The 16,467-nt window shown below is 62.2% G+C and carries 16 protein-coding genes; 5 read left to right on the top strand and 11 right to left on the bottom strand.

The features are described from left to right. Positions 1-17: 17 nt before the first annotated feature. Positions 18-560, bottom strand: coding sequence for an FxLYD domain-containing protein (locus tag O6R08_RS01305; protein ID WP_271418401.1), 543 nt, complete (start codon positions 558-560; stop codon positions 18-20). Between the two features lie 160 nt (positions 561-720). Here O6R08_RS01305 and O6R08_RS01300 point away from each other — a divergent pair, with 160 nt between their 5' ends. Both O6R08_RS01300 and O6R08_RS01295 read left to right on the top strand, forming a co-directional pair. Continuing rightward, positions 721-1,953, top strand: a complete 1,233-nt coding sequence (locus tag O6R08_RS01300; RefSeq protein WP_271418400.1) for a sensor histidine kinase — start codon at positions 721-723, stop codon at positions 1,951-1,953. 46 nt (positions 1,954-1,999) lie between these two features. After that, complete coding sequence (locus tag O6R08_RS01295; protein ID WP_271418399.1) at positions 2,000-2,653, top strand: response regulator; 654 nt, start codon at positions 2,000-2,002, stop codon at positions 2,651-2,653. Position 2,654: 1 nt separating this feature from the next. Here O6R08_RS01295 and O6R08_RS01290 read toward each other — a convergent pair whose 3' ends face one another. The 6 genes from O6R08_RS01290 to O6R08_RS01265 form a co-directional block, all read right to left on the bottom strand. Beyond that, positions 2,655-3,557 (bottom strand): rhomboid family intramembrane serine protease, encoded by a 903-nt coding sequence (locus tag O6R08_RS01290; RefSeq protein ID WP_333907904.1) that lies wholly within the window; start codon positions 3,555-3,557, stop codon positions 2,655-2,657. Next, positions 3,554-4,453 carry a TIGR01777 family oxidoreductase gene (locus O6R08_RS01285; protein ID WP_271418398.1) on the bottom strand — a complete coding sequence of 300 codons (900 nt, stop codon included), beginning with the start codon at positions 4,451-4,453 and terminating at the stop codon, positions 3,554-3,556. The genes O6R08_RS01290 and O6R08_RS01285 overlap by 4 nt, the downstream gene beginning before the upstream one ends. Before the next feature lie 71 nt (positions 4,454-4,524). Then, positions 4,525-6,012 (bottom strand): DHA2 family efflux MFS transporter permease subunit, encoded by a 1,488-nt coding sequence (locus tag O6R08_RS01280; RefSeq protein WP_271418397.1) that lies wholly within the window; start codon positions 6,010-6,012, stop codon positions 4,525-4,527. Positions 6,013-6,165: 153 nt separating this feature from the next. Next, entirely contained in the window at positions 6,166-7,035 is an 870-nt protein-coding gene (locus O6R08_RS01275; RefSeq protein WP_271418396.1) for a 5-oxoprolinase subunit C family protein, read from the bottom strand. After that, the gene (locus tag O6R08_RS01270; protein ID WP_271418395.1) at positions 7,032-7,652 is read right to left on the bottom strand and encodes a 5-oxoprolinase subunit B family protein; all 621 of its coding nucleotides are present in this window, start codon (positions 7,650-7,652) and stop codon (positions 7,032-7,034) included. The genes O6R08_RS01275 and O6R08_RS01270 overlap by 4 nt, the downstream gene beginning before the upstream one ends. Further along, complete coding sequence (locus tag O6R08_RS01265; RefSeq protein ID WP_271418394.1) at positions 7,649-8,419, bottom strand: LamB/YcsF family protein; 771 nt, start codon at positions 8,417-8,419, stop codon at positions 7,649-7,651. The genes O6R08_RS01270 and O6R08_RS01265 overlap by 4 nt, the downstream gene beginning before the upstream one ends. Positions 8,420-8,552: 133 nt before the next feature. Here O6R08_RS01265 and O6R08_RS01260 point away from each other — a divergent pair, with 133 nt between their 5' ends. From O6R08_RS01260 to O6R08_RS01250, 3 genes are read left to right on the top strand one after another with little or no spacing between them, the layout of a single operon-like run. Then, positions 8,553-9,317: a DUF969 domain-containing protein gene (locus O6R08_RS01260; protein ID WP_271418393.1), complete on the top strand. Its 765-nt coding sequence runs from the start codon at positions 8,553-8,555 to the stop codon at positions 9,315-9,317. Then, positions 9,314-10,300, top strand: coding sequence for a DUF979 domain-containing protein (locus tag O6R08_RS01255; RefSeq protein WP_271418392.1), 987 nt, complete (start codon positions 9,314-9,316; stop codon positions 10,298-10,300). The genes O6R08_RS01260 and O6R08_RS01255 overlap by 4 nt, the downstream gene beginning before the upstream one ends. Next, positions 10,297-11,325 carry a DUF2891 family protein gene (locus O6R08_RS01250; protein WP_271418391.1) on the top strand — a complete coding sequence of 343 codons (1,029 nt, stop codon included), beginning with the start codon at positions 10,297-10,299 and terminating at the stop codon, positions 11,323-11,325. The genes O6R08_RS01255 and O6R08_RS01250 overlap by 4 nt, the downstream gene beginning before the upstream one ends. 67 nt (positions 11,326-11,392) lie before the next feature. Here O6R08_RS01250 and O6R08_RS01245 read toward each other — a convergent pair whose 3' ends face one another. The 4 genes from O6R08_RS01245 to O6R08_RS01230 all read right to left on the bottom strand — a co-directional run bounded on the left by O6R08_RS01245 (position 11,393) and on the right by O6R08_RS01230 (position 16,408). Next, complete coding sequence (locus tag O6R08_RS01245; protein ID WP_271418390.1) at positions 11,393-13,927, bottom strand: ATP-dependent Clp protease ATP-binding subunit; 2,535 nt, start codon at positions 13,925-13,927, stop codon at positions 11,393-11,395. Positions 13,928-14,188: 261 nt separating this feature from the next. Next, positions 14,189-14,506 carry a histone-like nucleoid-structuring protein Lsr2 gene (locus O6R08_RS01240; RefSeq protein ID WP_271418389.1) on the bottom strand — a complete coding sequence of 106 codons (318 nt, stop codon included), beginning with the start codon at positions 14,504-14,506 and terminating at the stop codon, positions 14,189-14,191. Positions 14,507-14,694: 188 nt separating this feature from the next. Continuing rightward, positions 14,695-14,877 carry a hypothetical protein gene (locus O6R08_RS11360; RefSeq protein WP_271418388.1) on the bottom strand — a complete coding sequence of 61 codons (183 nt, stop codon included), beginning with the start codon at positions 14,875-14,877 and terminating at the stop codon, positions 14,695-14,697. A gap of 856 nt (positions 14,878-15,733) precedes the next feature. Then, positions 15,734-16,408 (bottom strand): cell division topological specificity factor MinE, encoded by a 675-nt coding sequence (locus O6R08_RS01230; RefSeq protein ID WP_271418387.1) that lies wholly within the window; start codon positions 16,406-16,408, stop codon positions 15,734-15,736. Between the last annotated feature and the right edge of the window lie 59 nt (positions 16,409-16,467).

Genomic DNA, 16,467 nt, shown 5'->3' with positions numbered 1-16,467 from the left:
GAACCACAATGACGGGATCAGAATCCCGACAGATCCTTGAACTTGACCTTTGCGACGTCTTGGTCGAGGCAGTACGCCTTGAATTTCCATTTCCCGTTGGCGTCAATGCTCTCTGTCGAGTCCGTGCACGTGCCAACATTGGCCCCCGACTCGTCGTAGGCGTTGAAGGTAATCGTCACGAGCAGCTTCACTGGCTTGTCTGAGTTGTTTGAAACTGTGCCCGTCACCATTGGGCTGAACTCATCGTTTACGAACTTGTAGCCCTTCTCCAGAACGAGACGCTCAGTCGGCTTCGTCTCTACGGCAGGTTTATCGGCGGCCTTCTTGCCCTCGGGCTTCTTGGCTGTCTTGTCGGCCGTCTTGGCTTCACCTGACGCGGGAGCGTTCGTCGTGGGGTCGGTGCTGTCGCCGCCACTTGTCAGCGCACTAACGGTGGCAACGAGAACGACGATGACGAGCAGCCAGAACCACACACGCTTGTAGAGCGGCTTCTTTGGCTTGGGCTGTGGAGACTGCGGTTGCTGTGGTTGGGACTGGCTGTTCCAATTGGACTGGGTCACGATCACTCCTGAGGTGTTCTCAATTGATGTATCAAGTCCACCGCTGGACACCCCCGTCCCACATCGCCCAAACGGCCACAACCGTATCTGGCGATCGGCCGCCTCACCTCACCCGAACGGCGGTGTCACGAGTAGAGGTCGACTCCGTAACATGACTGCCGTGTTCACGTTTCAGAAGGTCGGTCACGACAGCCGTCCAGCGATATGGCGGACCATCCTTCTGGTCCTGGTCAGTGTCCTCGCTGGCTTGGTCAGCATCGTGTTCTCGCCGGCAGGGTATCGCAGTGGGACTCCGGCCGGATCCGACATTGACGCCGCAGTGATCGTTGTCTCGCTGATCCTGGACGTCGCCCTGGCAACGGCCTTGGTCTGGCGTCACAGGTTCCCCTTCGGATTGACGATCGCCGCTGCGGTCGGCACCGCGGCTCTGCCCATTGGGCCAGTACCTACCCTCATTGCCCTGGCAGCCCTACTCGGCCGACGGCGTGGTCCCGCGACATGGTGGTGCACCGGTCTGGTGGCTGTGACAACCGTTATCGACGTCATTGCTGACAGTCGGGCGCAACCTGTCGGGGCGTCGCTCACAGCGTCGGCATTTCAGGCAAACACCTCACCGCAGACGCCCAACACCATTTCTATCCTCACGGCTCTTCTTGTTGCGGCAACATTCGTGGTCATCGGGATAGGAGCTGGTCTCATTCGCCGTTCTCGCCGGGAAGCCGTCATGACGGGTCGGAACCTGTCTGCAGCTCACCAACGCGCGGCCCGACTCGATGATGAGGTTTCACGCCGTCAAGAGCGCGACAGGATTGCCCAAGAGGTCCACGACTCACTGGGGCATTCGCTGTCCCTCCTCTCACTGCAGGCCGCATCCTTGGAGACTGAGCTCGAAGGCACCCCCCACGGAGACAGCGCCAAGGCACTGCGCGAATCAGCGGGCAAGGCGATGTCTGAGCTGAGGTCCTTGCTCTCCTTGCTCTCCGAACCCATGTCGCCGGCGCCAGATCTTCCGTTGTCAAAACTTGCAGAAGTCGTGGAAGACACTTTTGGTTCCGGTCAGCCGATCACGGCATCGATTTACGTCTCCGAGGCAGACTCTGCTGATCCCGCTCTCTCCCGAGCTGTGTATCGAACCGTCCAGGAGCTGCTGACCAATGCTGCCAAACACGCCCCAGGGACAACTGCCTCTCTCAAGGTCCGTGCTTCACCCACCGACGGGGTTCGTATCGAATGCTCCAACCCGGTCGTAGAAGGCAGGCAATCAGAGGGCTCAGGACGTGGCCTGCCAGGTATCACGGAAAGAGCCAAATTGCTCGGCGGCACCGTGCATTGGACTGCCGACAACGGGGTGTTTTCCATCAGAGTTTCCATCCCGTGGCGCAACGCTTCTTGAGACCGCCGCGCCTGACGCCGGAGTCCCTGCGGATACCATGCGTTGCATGGTTACCGTTCTCCTCGTCGATGATGATCCGTTGGCACGCAGTGCTGTGTCGACAATCGTCGGGCACGACGACTCCATTACGATCGTGGGGCAAGCAGGAGACGGCGAGGACGCTGTCCGCATGGCCCGTGAATTGCGACCAGATGTCGTTCTCATGGATCTGCGCATGCCCGGAATGGACGGCGTGGCAGCCACGGCAACACTGCGAGCCGATCCGCAACCACCTCAGATTGTCGTTCTGACGACCTGGGACGTCGACGCCGCCGTCATGTCGTCGATCAATGCCGGAGCCTCAGGGTTTCTTCTCAAGTCCGCCGCTCCGCAGGAGATCACCACGGCCATCAAGGCTGCTGCCGCAGGAGATGCTGTGCTGTCACCGCGCAGCGCCAAGCAACTTCTCGACACCGTGCGCACCGATCCGTCCCGTCGTCGGCGTCGTACGGCCGCCAAGCAGCTCTCCCAGCTCACCGACCGGGAGCGCGACATCGCTATTGAAGCGGCCAAAGGATTGTCGAACTCTGAGATCGGCGAACGCCTCTATCTGGCTGCTGGGACCGTCAAGTCCCACCTGGCGAACATCCAAACCAAGCTCGGCATGTCGAACAGGGTGCAGGTAGCTGTCCTCGTAGAGCGAGCTGGCCTACTCGATTAGCTCAGAGCATGTAGTACTTCAGCACCACCAAGACCACGAGCGCACCCAACACCATCGCCATCCTCGGCCAGGTCTGGGGTGACTTGCCTGCCTGAACGCGTTTGGGATCGTCGAAGAAAATGACGCCGCATGCCAGTCCGACGATGAATCCGCCGAGATGGGCCTGCCATGCGATTCCGGAGATGAAGAACAGCAGTGCCACGTTGAGCGCCAGCAGGATCCACAGTTCACGAGTCGACGCCCCGAGCCTGCGCTGGACGATGAGCAGAACTCCGAACAGGCCGAAGATCGCACCGGATGCACCAACGACACCGTCGTACATATTCGGTAGGACGGTGCCGTCACCGTGTGGCGAGGCCATCAGGCAGAACAGCACTCCCCCGCCCAGCCCGGACATGAGGTAGGCAGCGAGGAAGCGGGCCCGCCCGAGGAAGGGTTCCAGCGACCGACCGAAGGCCCACAGTGCGTACATGTTGAACCCGATGTGAAAGATGCTCGGCGCGTGCCCGAACATCGAGGTGACGAATCGCCACGGTTCATGGAACGCCTGGGACGGTGCCAGGACGACGGCGTCGCTGATCTGAGGGCTGACCAACTCTCCTGCCCACACCAGGACACAGATGCCGATGAGGGTCCACGTGACCACCGGGGCGTCACTGGGTCGCTTCGCGCGGGCGACGGGCTTGGGGGCTGCCTGCTGGTAGGAGGCCGACGGTGGTTCCCATGACGGATCGACCTCGGCTGAGCGGTAGGGCTCGGGTTCCGGTTTCGGCTTGTGGTCTACCCGCCTGGCATCTGGCTGGGGAGGTTCCCAGGACGGTTCGCCTTGTTGCGGCTTGTCCTCCCATGAACCCCATTCGTCGGGGCGGGAAAAGGTGTCTGGGCGTTGGTTGTTCTGACTCATCGGCGTCCTGCAAGTGCTGAGGCGATCGACTCGCTGATGGAGGTGTCACGGAACTCGAACCCGTGATCGAGAAGTTTGGCGGGCTTGACCCTCTGCCCAGAGCACAGTGCCTCGTCGACGAGCTGGGATCCGAAGACCATCTTCGCCGCCGGGGTCGGGAAGGGCAGTACCGCAGGCCGGTGCATCGCCTTGGCCAGCGCTTTGGTGAACTCGGCGTTGGTACACGGATTTGGCCCTACGAGGTTGACCGGCCCGCTGATGGAATCGTCAGTGAGGATGCGCATCATGGCCGACACGTGGTCGTGGAGGCTGATCCACGACATGTACTGACTGCCGTCACCGACCTTCCCGCCCAATCCGAACTGGAAGAGCGGGCGCTGCTTGCCGAGGATGCCGCCGAAGGAGCTCATGACGTGACCGGTACGCAGGGTTGCCACGCGCGCTCCCTCAGGGGCGGAGAAGGCGGCTGCTTCCCATCGCTGGCAGACTTCGGCCAGGAACCCTTCACCAGCGGGGTCATTCTCGTCGACCCATTCGTCACCATGTGGGCCGTAGTAGCCCACGGCCGATCCGTTGAGGAAGACCCGGCAGCGTGGCGAGGATGCCAGGGCGCGCACGATGAGACGGGTGGAGTCGATGCGCGATGCCAGGATGCGAGTCTTGCGTTCGTCGGTCCAGCGTCCCTCAGCGATGGGTGCTCCGGCCAAGTTCACCACGGCGTCGACATCGTCGAGGAATGGCGGGGCGATGGACAAGGTGTCGAGGTCCCACCTGCGATCAGAGGGTTGAATGGCTTCATGACGCGTCAGCGTGACGACCTCATGTCCGTCTTTGCGCAGCCGCTGAACCAGCGCTGTGCCGATAAGACCAGCAAAACCTCCGATAGCAATCCTCATGGAGTCATCCTACGGGGCAGGCGAAAAGGCACCTCAGAACCGTCCATCAGTCGCAAGCACGAGTGCCGCCGTCAGGAATTGTGCTCACGTGCACGTTTGAAGTTCGCAAACGAGGCACAGACGATGACGCAGATCGTGCCGGCGGTGATGGTGACGAACATGGACTCGCCAAGGCCTCGCCCCAGATCGTGACGCGCCCTGATGCGGGCATCCATCACCATGGCGATGAAGGCCGAACCCAGGGCCGAACCGACTTGGCGGGTGGCGTTGAACACTCCCGAACCGGCTCCGGCGTCGGCCTGGCCGAGGTCGTCAGTACCCACCAAGGAGATCGCGCTCCAGGTGAGGGCCGCACCAACACCGCCGATGGCAGCTAGCACCGGGAATACCCACAGTTGGGTGGATGGCACCGTGAACAGCCACCACCCGATCGAGGAAATCACGTAGAGAGCCACGCCGATGGCGGCCATCCGGCCCGACCGGCGACGCTGGAGAACTCGTCCGACCAGAGGAGACAACAAACCAGACACGACAGCAGTCGGTATGAGCAGAAGGGCAGCGATCGTCGGGGACTTGCCACGCACGCTCTGCAGGTAGATGGCTGTCGGCAAGACGTAGGCGTTCACGAGCATGCCGACCAGGAAGGTCGCAGCATTGGCGAGGGAGAAGTTGCGCTTGGTGAACAGACGCAGCGGGACCAGCGGCTCGAAGTCGCTCGCGTGCGGATGCAGATAGGGCTGCGCCCACTCGGCCTGGGACAAGACGAAGATCACCATGAAAACCACGCCGAGGATGATGAGCAAGGGCACCGAAATGATGCCGGTGATCGTCCCCCAGTTGTACTGCTCACCTTCCTGGATACCGAAGACCAGCAAGGTCATTCCGATACCCGACAAGACGACACCGAGCCAGTCGAAGGAGTGACCGTGAGTCTCCAGCACAGGGACATTCCGGACGACCAGCCACAGGCCGACGATGCTGATCGGAACGTTGACGAAGAAGATCCACTCCCATCCCAGGGTGTCGACCAGGATGCCGCCAAGGACCGGGCCAACGAAACTGGCGACACCCGCAGTAGCTCCCCACATGCCCATAGCGGCTCCGCGCTTCTCCGGCGCGAAGAGCCGGGTGATCACAGACAGGGACTGCGGTGTCATGAAGGCAGCACCGATGCCCTGAACCGCGCGGGCAGCGATGAGGAGACCGATTGTCGGGGACAGACCGCACGCCAGCGAGGACGCCCCGAAGATGGCCATGCCGATGAGGTACATGCGACGCGGACCCCATCGGTCACCCATACGTCCGGTGATCAGCAGAGGGACGGCGTAGGTCAGCAAATAGGCACTGTTGATCCACACGCCTTGGTTGAGGTTGGTGTTGAGGGCGCGGATGGTCGCTGGCAGAGCGGTCGTGACGATCGACGTGTCAACGAGGATCATGAAGAAGCCGATGAGGAAGGCCCACAGGGCATTCCAGGCCTGCTTCTCGGTGACGACATTTCCATCTCGGTCCCGGGCAAGGTGATCGACATTCGCAACTGACGATTGCTCGGACGACAAGAGGTCTCCTATGGAAGAACAGGTTGAGCCGAAGCTCGATGATACCCTGCGGATCGCCCTGGGAAGGCGCCAGCGTAGCCCCACAGGAGCGCTCAGGAGCCACAAAATAGGCTCCTGACTAGGAGTTATGCTTTCAGATAAGACGTCAGCGCATTAAACGTCACTGTGGGACATCGCGAACCTCACAACGACCCCAGCGCGGGCCTGGGCAAGCCGGTCGGCGTCGTCAGGATCAATGACCCCGATAACCGGATACCCACCGGTGGTCGGATGATCCGGTCCGAAGATCAATGGCACCCCTGAGGTGGGCACCTGAATCGCCCCTCGCACCACCGGCTCACTCGTCAGTTCCCCCGTCACCGCTCGTTCTAGGGATGGCCCTACCAGCCGCGTCCCGACGCGGTCGCTCGCCTCTCCGACCCGCCACGTCGTCTCCTCGAGGCTACGTTGGCCAGCACTCGTGAACCAGTCGTCGCGGGGCCCCCAGACACCGTGCAAGACAAGCTCTTGAGACGCCGGAGCGACGTCGACAGGCTCCGTGGCAATGACACCAGCTAGCCCATCCCCAATGGGGAGGATGTCTCCGGTCTTGAGGGAGGCCGGTCCCATTCCTCGGGTCGGATCGGCCGAGACGCTGGCAAAGGTCGGAGTCGCGCTGATTCCTCCGGTGATCGACACATAGCTCCGTAACCCGGTTGCGGGCACACCGACCGTCACCGTCTGACCATCGGTGACAAGAAAACCACGGCCGCTGGGACGGGGTGATCCATTCAGATCGACCTGGGCGTCTGCCCCTGTCACAGCAAGAAGAACGGGTCCTCCGACGCACTTCAAACGTATCGGTCCAAGCAGGACTTCCAGGCACCCGAGACCAGCGGTGTTCCCGACGAGACGAGCGCCCTGCTGGTAGGCGCGACGATCCCACGCCCCGCAGCCGCTGATCCCCAGATGAGCCCAACCGCGACGTCCAGCATCCTCGATAAGGGTTCTCGGGCCGGCCATCTCGACGACGAAGTACGTCATGAGGTCACCGCCTCGAATGTGATGACAGCCCCCGGCAACAAGAGGGCCGGCGGGTCAGCTTTCTCGTCCCATAGTTTCGCGTCCGTGGTCCCGATGATCTGCCACCCACCCGGGGATGCCTGCGGGTAAGCCCCGGTGAAACCGTCAGCCAGGGCGATGCTGCCCGGCGGGATCCGGGTTCGAGGGCTGGAGCGACGCGGTATCCGGTACGGCCAGTCAGACCCAGACATATATCCAAACCCGGGCATAAACCCGGCAAACTCTACTGTCCACAGCTGGTCGGTGTGCCGCTTCACGAGCTCGTCGGTGGTCACCTCTAGCAGTTCTGCTACGTCGGACAGGTCGAGTCCGTCATATCGCACCGACACGGGGATGGGTTCGCGTGCTCTCTCCTCAACCGCGTCCAATCCCCCCGAGAGCAGGTCTTGAATATGGGCGACGGCCCCCGGCAACAGGTCAGCAGACTCCACCTGGATTAGGACCGTCGTCTGGGCCGGGACGAGATCCACCGTTCCATCAGCCGGATGATCACTCAGGGCGTGGTGCAGGCGTCGCCGCTGACCGGCGTCGTCCAACTCGACCAGGACCGCCGTGCGCCCAGCTGGCAACAGTCTCATGCAGCGGCTCGCAGGTCGACACCGGCAGCGGCAAGACGGTCACGCACCGCGGTGGCCATGGTGACAGCCCCCGGGGTATCACCATGGACGCACACCGAATCGGCCTGAATGCTCACCTCGGTGCCATCGACAGCGGTCACGGTCCCTTGGGTCACCAGTGTGACGACCCGCTGGGCAACCTCGTCGGCGTCATGCAGTACCGACCCCTCCTGGCGGCGCGACACCAAGGTGCCGTCCGGGTTGTAGGCACGATCAGCAAAAGCTTCGCGCAGGGTTCGCACCCCCTGCTGCTCGGCAAGGTCAAGGACGAGGGCACCGGGCAGACCAAGGATGGCCAGGTCAGCATCCGTGGCGGAATTGACGGCCACAATCGCCTCGACAATGGCCTTGGCTTGCGCCTCATGGTGGACGATCGTGTTGTACAAGGCGCCATGAGGTTTGACGTAGCGCACCGATGCACCATGAACCGCAGCAACCCCACGCAGCGCTGACAACTGGTAAATAACCTCGTCACGGAGTCGTCCAGGGTCAACGTCGATAAAGTTACGGCCGAATCCGGCAAGGTCCCGATAGGAGACGTGGGCTCCCACGCACACCCCGTGTTCTGCGGCAGCTTGGCAGGTGCGTCCCATGACGACGGCGTCGCCGGCGTGGAACCCGCAGGCCACATTCGCCGAGGTGACGATTTCCAGCAGAGACTCGTCGTCACCCATCGTCCACGAGCCGAAGGATTCCCCCATGTCTGCGTTGAGATCAACAGTTGCCATGATCTAAGACTGCCGCACTCTGCCTCATCGTCTCGACCGTTCCGCCTGTGGAGATCGGAAATACTCGTGACACACTCCGCTTCTAAAGTGACACGACAAGGTTCCCGACAAACACCCAGGAGAGGAGCACATCATGTGGGTATTACTTGCCGTGGCGATCGTCGTCATCGGCTTTGCACTGCGGCTCAACGCCATGCTCGTGGTCGCGATCGCCGGTATCGCTGCCGGCCTCATTTCCGGCATGTCGCCAGTCAAAATAATCGAGACCTTCGGAACCGGGTTTGCCAGTTCTCGATCAGTAACGGTTTTCGTCGTCGTCCTGCCCGTCATCGGATTGCTCGAACGCCACGGTCTGATGCAACAGGCCGGACGTCTCATGTCGAAAATGAAGTCGATGACCGCCGGGAAGCTCCTCACCGTCTACCTCGCGGTCCGTCAGATCACCGCCGCACTGGGGTTGTCGTCCATCGGCGGACCGGCCCAGGCGGTGCGTCCTCTCGTCGTGCCCATGGCTGAGGCCGCAGCCCGACGCAACCACCCTCGCTACACCCGCAAGATGCGCGAGACGCTGCGCTCGTATGCCTCCTCGGCCGACACCATCGGACTGTTCTTCGGCGAGGACGTCTTCATCGCCATCGGGTCGATCTTGCTCATTACCGGCTTCGTCGATGCCACCTATAACCTCAAGCTCGAGGCTCTCCAGATCGCCTTGTGGGCCATCCCGACGGCAATCTGCGCCTTCCTTATCCATGCTCCACGGATGTGGCTGCTGGACCGCAAACTCGCCCGGATGGCAGCCGAAGGTGGCGACGACATCGACGTCGACACCACTGTTGAACCCGGCCACACCGTCAGCCTGCCCTCGGGCGGCAATCCCGAGCAGGGGATCCGCGAATGATCAAGGTCGAATGGTTCTACTGGCTATGCGGAGTCCTGTTTCTCATCGTCGCCGGTATCCGATTGCGCGACCGCGATGACACGAAGCGGTTCGGATCAGCAGCTTTCTGGGCAATCCTGGCCTTCTGCTTTGGCTACGGCACCTTTGTGGTTAACAAGACAGCACCGGCGCTCGTGGAAGGTATTGCTGTACTGCTGGTGGTGGTGCTGGCAGCCTCCGGCTTCCCGGGACACGGATCTACCGACACCACCACGGACGCCGAGCGAGAGAAGCTCTCCGAGACGTTTGGCAACAAACTCTTCGTGCCGGCCCTCATCATCCCGATCATCGCCGCTGTCTTCGCGGTGGCCGGCATGCGCGACCTGTCCTTTGGCGGGAATCCGCTGCTGGAGACCGGTATGGCGACCATCATCGGCCTGGGAGCTGCCTCACTGATCGCCCTGGTCGTTGCCATGATCATGTTCAAGGTGCGCTCCCCCATAGTGGCCTTCAAGGAAGGTGACCGGCTGCTCGGACATATCGGTTGGGCGGCAATCCTGCCGCAATTCCTGGCAACTTTGGGCACACTGTTCAACAACGCCGGAGTTGGTGACGCGGTAGGACGCGTCACCTCATGGATCCTCCCTTCGGGAAGCCTGTTCGCCGCGGTCTGCGTCTACTGCATCGGCATGGCCCTGTTCACCCTCATTATGGGCAACGCTTTTGCGGCTTTCCCGGTGATGACGGGCGCCGTCGGGTGGCCACTGCTCATCCAGCACTTCGACGGCAACATGGCTGCCATCTTTGCGATCGGCATGTTGGCTGGATTCTGCGGCACCTTGTGCACCCCGATGGCTGCGAACTTCAATTTGGTCCCGGCAGCGCTGCTTGAACTTGACGACAGCTATGGTCCGATCAAGGCGCAGATCCCCACTGCTGTTCCCCTATTGTTGTGCAACATTCTTATTATGTATCTGTGCTGCTTCCCAGGAGGTTTGCTGTGACCCTTGACGATTACGCCCAAGGATGGGCCAGGACGATCATTGACGGCCTCAACCGGCCCTTCCCGTGGGGATCGGCCCACCAATCCCAGGGGCCCGACGACGTCGATGTCACCCCTTGGCGTCTCCACCCGTGTTTCCACGGCTGCCTGGATTGGCATTCCTCGGCCCACATGCAGTGGTCGGCCCTCACCTTGCTCGAGCACGCAGAGCAGTCGATCGATCGCGCAACTGTAGACGAGCTCGTAGCTGTTCTTAATACGCGCCTGACCAGTGAGAACGCTCAGGTGGAGGCAGAGTATCTGCGGGATCATCGCGGGTACGAGCGTCCCTACGGCTGGGGGTGGGCGGCCCTGTTGTCCGCCAAGTGCTCCGCTCTGGCCACCAAGACAAGCACTTCGGCTCAGTGGGCGGCCGCAACTGAAATCCTCGAACAGCAGATCTTCGACAATCTGCTGGCCTGGCTGCCGACGATGACCTTCCCGGTGCGCACCGGAATCCATGACAACACTGCTTTCGGTGTCGGCCTGTGCCTCGATGCCGCCCAGTCGCTAGGGCGTGGAGACGTCGTCGAGGCCATTGTCGAGCACTCACATCGCTTCTTCGACGCCGACACCGACTACCCGTCCTCGTGGGAGCCCAGCGGCAATGACTTCTTGTCGGCGGCGTTGAGTGAGGCTCACCTCATGGCCCGGGTCTACCAGGTTGAGGGCCGCTCCGATGAGTTCGCGGCTTGGCTTCATGCCTTCCTGCCGAGACTGGGACACGCTGACGACAACCTGCTGGACGTCGCCGAGGTGACCGACGGTACCGACGGCAGGCTCGCCCACCTGTACGGGTTGAGCCTGTCGCGGGCCTGGCAACTGCGGGTGCTCTCTGGCTGGCTTGACGACGACGCCCGTCGTCGCATCGAGGTGGCCACCGACCGTCAGATCAGCGCGGTGGCCTCCCAGATCACTGACGGCGACTTCATGGCCACCCATTGGCTGGTGTCCTTCGCCCTTCAGGCGGTGCTGGTCAAACCCTGACAACCACATACAAAAAGCTGCGGCCCGACGCTCCATGCGCCGGGCCGCAGCCGTTGTGCTCTGGCGATCAGTCCTGCTGGCCGTCGTTGTTGTCGGCTGCCGAGGAGGTGAGTTCCTCCGGCACCTCGTCGGGAAGCTCGGAACGCTGGGTGCCGTTGAACACGAACGGCTCCTCGGAACCTTCCGGGGCGGCGTCGACGACCACGATCTGACCGGGCTTGACCTCGCCGAAGAGGATCTTCTCGGCCAGAACGTCCTCGATGTCGCGCTGGATGGTGCGACGCAGCGGACGGGCACCCAGCAGCGGGTCGAAGCCGCGCTTGGACAGCAACTCCTTGGCGGCCGGGGTGACCTCGATGCCCATGTCCTTGTCGCCCAGACGCTCCTCCAGCTGGCCCACCATGAGGTCGACGATCCGCAGGATGTCGGGCTGGGTGAGCTGGTGGAACACGATGATCTCGTCGAGGCGGTTGAGGAACTCGGGGCGGAAGTGTCCCTTGAGCTCCTCGGTGACCTTGGCCTTCATCTTCTCGTAGCTGGACTCGGCGTCGTTGGCCTTGGAGAAGCCAAGGTTGACCGACTTGGAGATGTCGCGGGTACCAAGGTTGGTCGTCAGGACGATGACGGTGTTCTTGAAGTCCACCACGCGCCCCTGGGCGTCAGTGAGACGGCCCTCGTCGAGGATCTGCAACAACGAGTTGAAGATGTCGGGGTGAGCCTTCTCGATCTCGTCGAAGAGGATGACGCTGAACGGCTTGCGTCGCACCTTCTCGGTGAGCTGACCGCCCTCCTCGTAACCGACGAATCCAGGCGGGGAACCGAACATCCGGGATGCCGTGTGCTTCTCGGAGTACTCGCTCATGTCCAACGTGATGAGGGCATCCTCATCGCCGAAGAGGAACTCGGTGAGTGCCTTGGTGAGCTCGGTCTTGCCGACGCCGGAGGGGCCGGCGAAGATGAACGAACCAGCCGGACGCTTCGGGTCCTTGAGGCCGGCTCGGGTGCGCCGGATGGAGCGGCACAACGCCTTAACGGCGTCTTCCTGGCCGACGTAACGCTTGCCGATCTCGTCTTCCATGTGGAGCAGTCGCTGGGACTCCTCCTCGGTGAGCTTGAACACCGGGATACCGGTGGCTCCGGAGAGCACCTCGGCAATTTCGTCAGGACCGACAACGGCCGGAACCGACTCGTCGCCCTGCTTCCACTCCTCCTCCCTGGCCTCACGCTCGGCGAGAAGCTTCTTCTCGTCGTCACGCAGCCCGGCAGCACGCTCGAAGTCTTGGGCGTCGATGGCGGCTTCCTTCTCCACGCGCATGTGAGCGATCCGCTCGTCGAACTCGCGAAGGTCGGGCGGGGCCGTCATGCGGCGAATGTTCATCCGGGCGCCGGCTTCGTCGATGAGATCGATGGCCTTGTCAGGCAGGAAGCGATCCTGGATGTAGCGGGCCGCGAGGTTGGCCGCCGAGGTGATGGCCTCGTCGGTGATGGTGATCTTGTGGTGAGCCTCGTAGCGATCACGCAAGCCCTTGAGAATCTCGATGGCCAGCGGGATCGACGGCTCTGCCACCTGGATCGGCTGGAAACGACGCTCCAGGGCGGCATCCTTCTCGATGTACTTGCGGTACTCGTCAAGGGTCGTCGCACCAATGGTCTGCAGCTCGCCACGGGCCAGCATCGGCTTGAGCATGCTCGCGGCGTCAATGGCCCCCTCAGCAGCACCGGCACCGACGAGGGTGTGAATCTCGTCGATGAACAAGATGATGTCACCGCGGTTCTTGATCTCCTTGAGGACCTTCTTCATCCTCTCTTCGAAGTCACCGCGGTAACGCGATCCGGCCACCATGGAGCCAAGGTCCAACGAGTAAATCTTCTTGTCGCGCAGGGTCTCGGGGACGTCCCCGCGCACGATGGCCTGGGCCAGGCCCTCGACGCAGGCGGACTTGCCGACACCGGGCTCACCGATGAGAACTGGGTTGTTCTTGGTACGGCGGCTCAGCACCACCATGACCCGCTCGATCTCCTTCTCGCGCCCGATCACCGGGTCGAGTTCGCCGTCACGAGCGGCGTCGGTGAGGTTGCGACCGAACTGATCGAGGATGGTCGCCGAGGACTGCTGCGGGCCGGCCTCTGGGGCACCGGAGGTGGCGGCCTGACGTTCGTCACCCTGGTAGCCCTGCAGCAACTGCAGGACGCTGTTGCGCACCGTGTTGAGGTCGGCGCCAAGGCGGATCAACACCTGAGCCGCGACACCTTCTCCCTCACGGATCAGGCCGAGCAGGATGTGCTCGGTACCGATGTAGGAGTGATTCATCTGGAGGGCCTCGCGCAAGCTCAGCTCAAGGACCTTCTTGGCGCGCGGGGTGAAAGGAATGTGACCAGTCGGCGTCGAGGTGCCGTGACCGATGATCTCCTCCACCTGGGCGCGGACTGCCTCCAGGGAAATGTCCAGCGATTCGAGAGCCTTGGCGGCAACGCCCTCCCCCTCGCTGATGAGCCCGAGCAGCAGGTGCTCGGTGCCGATGTAATTGTGGTTCAGGGCCTTGGCCTCATCCTGGGCCAGGACGACGACCCGACGGGCCCGATCGGTGAACCGTTCGAACATGAACTCTCCTTGTATGTGGCGCAGATCAACCACCGGAAGACTCCGGCAGAAAGATCCACCCGCGGTCGCGTGAAACCTTCATGCAACCAACCGACGGCACTGGACCGCCGGCCTGTGTGGTCAGTCTAATAACCGCCAACGACAGATCTGGGATACCCGCTTACGCCACTGGCACAACCGGGGCACAACAGCGCGACGCCGGAGCTTTGTTGCTCCGGCGTCGCCACCAACACGCCTTGTCAGGCGTTCCCACGACTGGGGTCAGTGAGCGCGATCGTAGGCCTCACGAATGTCATTGGAGACGCGTCCGCGCTCCGAGACCTCGAGATTCTGCTCCTTGGCCCACTGACGAACCTCGCTGGCGGTCGGGCCTCCGGTGGGGCGACGACCACGGGTCCGGCGTCCGCCAGTGCGACGAGCATTGGCAGTCCACTTGGACAGATCGTCGCGCAGTTTGGAGGCGTTCTCTGCAGACAGGTCGATCACGTAGTTGACGCCATCGAGGGCGAAATTGACGGATTCCTCGGCGGGGCTTCCGTCCACATCATCGACAAGATCAACACGCACACGCTGTGCCATGGCATTCCTTTCACTCTGGCGCCGTAGATACAACCTCGGCCTTCTCGTCACAGTTTATGTTCATGACGCAGAAAACCACAAGGCAACTCCTGTTTTTTTATCGAATGAGAGGCCAGGAGATGCATCTGAGCGCGTAATGGCGCATCCTCGGGGTGTGTTCAGTTCCGCGCGAAACATCTTGTTCGTCGTCACATCGACGATGCTGACAACTTCCACAGAAACTTCCGACAGCAAAATCTGGCGGAAAATACGAGGTGGTTCGGCTTGATCTCGGGCGTGCGCACCCCCACGGGCCTGGCCTGGCCACCATTGCCACACCCGTCGACGACGATCTCATCACCTCGGCGCAGGTGAATGTCGGCAACCTTCATCGCGGGGAGGAAAAACTCTTCGGAGTTCGGGATTACCGACAGGTTCTCAGGGTTGCCTCACATCATGACTGGACGGCGTCTTTCACCGGTGAGGCTGGCGCAACACATGCCATCGAAGAGGCGATGGGGATTACTGTACCGACTCCGGTGACATGGCTGCAGACCTTGCTCGTAGAGTTCAGCAGAATCACCTTCCACCTCACATTTTTGTCCTGGCTGAGGCATCGCTGTGGTGACCCAGACTTGGAGAATCAGATCGCTTCCGCGATTGAAGAATCACGGACGATGCGGCAATCATGCTCAGAAAATCGCATTCATCCCATGACCACGCGCATCGGAGGACTCAAGACCCATCCGGAGCAGGACTGGTGCCCCCGTTGGCACAATGGCTCGACAAGCCTGAGCCCCTCCTCCCCCGGCTGTGCGAGGTTCTCAATGGCGCCACAGGGGCCCGAGACGTCGCCGTCATTCCCACACACATGGTTGACGCTCACGGCCTCTCTAGGCCTGTCTCCCGGGCCAACGGCGTCGACCTGGGAACCCGTCAGGACTCGCCGTTTACGACGAGCTGAGCTGGGCTGAGACTGCCGCAAGGACCCAGGGCGCCTATTGCCGCCAGGCCCCAGGGTGACGTTTACTGCCGGCTGGCGACCCTGCACGGCGACGTGGAGGTGTCCTCAGACCTGTGCCGTCAGATCCTGGACCGGGTGCCACGCCTGGACGGGGCGCTGGAGGCACGTCTGCCCACAGCCATCAAGGTTCCTGAGGACGCCACCTACATGGAGCCCGTTTGGACAACGCCCATGGGGCCCAGCCACATGACTGGGCCCCATATGAGGGTTTGGGCGGCTGAGTGTCAGGCCTGGCGGCGGGCCGCGCGAGTCTCGTCAGACAAACGCGGGAAGGCGACGCGGGACAGATCAGCGATGGTCGCGTCGTTTCCGCGCTCCCAGATCTCGTCAGCGGTGGGCACGCCCGCGTCAGTGACGGTGCGCAGGGTGTCCATGCGTCCGGAACGCCCGTCAGCCAGCAGGGCGTCAAGCTCGGTCTCCAGCTCGGTGATACGCGACTCGAGGGCGGCGACCTTCTTGTTGCCAGCGGTGACCTTGTACTGCAGAGCAGCCTTGTCACCACGAAGGGTCGACAGCTCGCTCTCGGCGCGGTCCAGCTTGGCGCGGGTCTCGGCGAGGGTCTTCGAGATGGAGCCGACACGACGCGAGAAGGTGTCGATCATCTCCATGGACTCAGCATGGTGACGCTTCTCCTGCTCGGAAGCAGCGTGACGAAACTCCTTGAGGGTCTCGTAATGCATCTGGCGAATGGCGTCGACCTGACGCCATGCCATGAACACCGAGATCCACGCCCCGACGAGGGCCACGAGCACTCCAGCTCGGGCCGCCCAGATGGAGGGAATTACTCCGCACGCAACGGCAACAACCGTTGCCACGATGAGAATGACGAGCACACCTTTACGCTCGCCAGTATCCTTGTCAACCCGTTTGAGACCATGCACGCCGCTCACGCGATTCATCGTATCTCACGAAGCGTCGATAAGTACAGCCCCTTGAGCCTGTGGTCAAGCATTGAATA

The sequence above is a fragment of the Cutibacterium equinum genome (genome assembly GCF_028021195.1).
In the GTDB taxonomy this organism is placed as follows: Bacteria; Actinomycetota; Actinomycetes; order Propionibacteriales; family Propionibacteriaceae; genus Cutibacterium; species Cutibacterium equinum.
This window is presented reverse-complemented; position numbering and strand designations above follow the sequence as displayed.

Coding starts and splice junctions, on each gene's coding strand:
- O6R08_RS01295 (WP_271418399.1), top strand. CDS start 2,000: ATGGTTACCGTTCTCCTCGTCGATGATGATCCGTTGGCACGCAGTGCT.
- O6R08_RS01290 (WP_333907904.1), bottom strand. CDS start 3,557: ATGAGTCAGAACAACCAACGCCCAGACACCTTTTCCCGCCCCGACGAA.
- O6R08_RS01285 (WP_271418398.1), bottom strand. CDS start 4,453: ATGAGGATTGCTATCGGAGGTTTTGCTGGTCTTATCGGCACAGCGCTG.
- O6R08_RS01275 (WP_271418396.1), bottom strand. CDS start 7,035: ATGACGTACTTCGTCGTCGAGATGGCCGGCCCGAGAACCCTTATCGAG.
- O6R08_RS01270 (WP_271418395.1), bottom strand. CDS start 7,652: ATGAGACTGTTGCCAGCTGGGCGCACGGCGGTCCTGGTCGAGTTGGAC.
- O6R08_RS01265 (WP_271418394.1), bottom strand. CDS start 8,419: ATGGCAACTGTTGATCTCAACGCAGACATGGGGGAATCCTTCGGCTCG.
- O6R08_RS01260 (WP_271418393.1), top strand. CDS start 8,553: ATGTGGGTATTACTTGCCGTGGCGATCGTCGTCATCGGCTTTGCACTG.
- O6R08_RS01255 (WP_271418392.1), top strand. CDS start 9,314: ATGATCAAGGTCGAATGGTTCTACTGGCTATGCGGAGTCCTGTTTCTC.
- O6R08_RS01245 (WP_271418390.1), bottom strand. CDS start 13,927: ATGTTCGAACGGTTCACCGATCGGGCCCGTCGGGTCGTCGTCCTGGCC.
- O6R08_RS01240 (WP_271418389.1), bottom strand. CDS start 14,506: ATGGCACAGCGTGTGCGTGTTGATCTTGTCGATGATGTGGACGGAAGC.
- O6R08_RS11360 (WP_271418388.1), bottom strand. CDS start 14,877: ATGAAGGTTGCCGACATTCACCTGCGCCGAGGTGATGAGATCGTCGTC.
- O6R08_RS01230 (WP_271418387.1), bottom strand. CDS start 16,408: ATGAATCGCGTGAGCGGCGTGCATGGTCTCAAACGGGTTGACAAGGAT.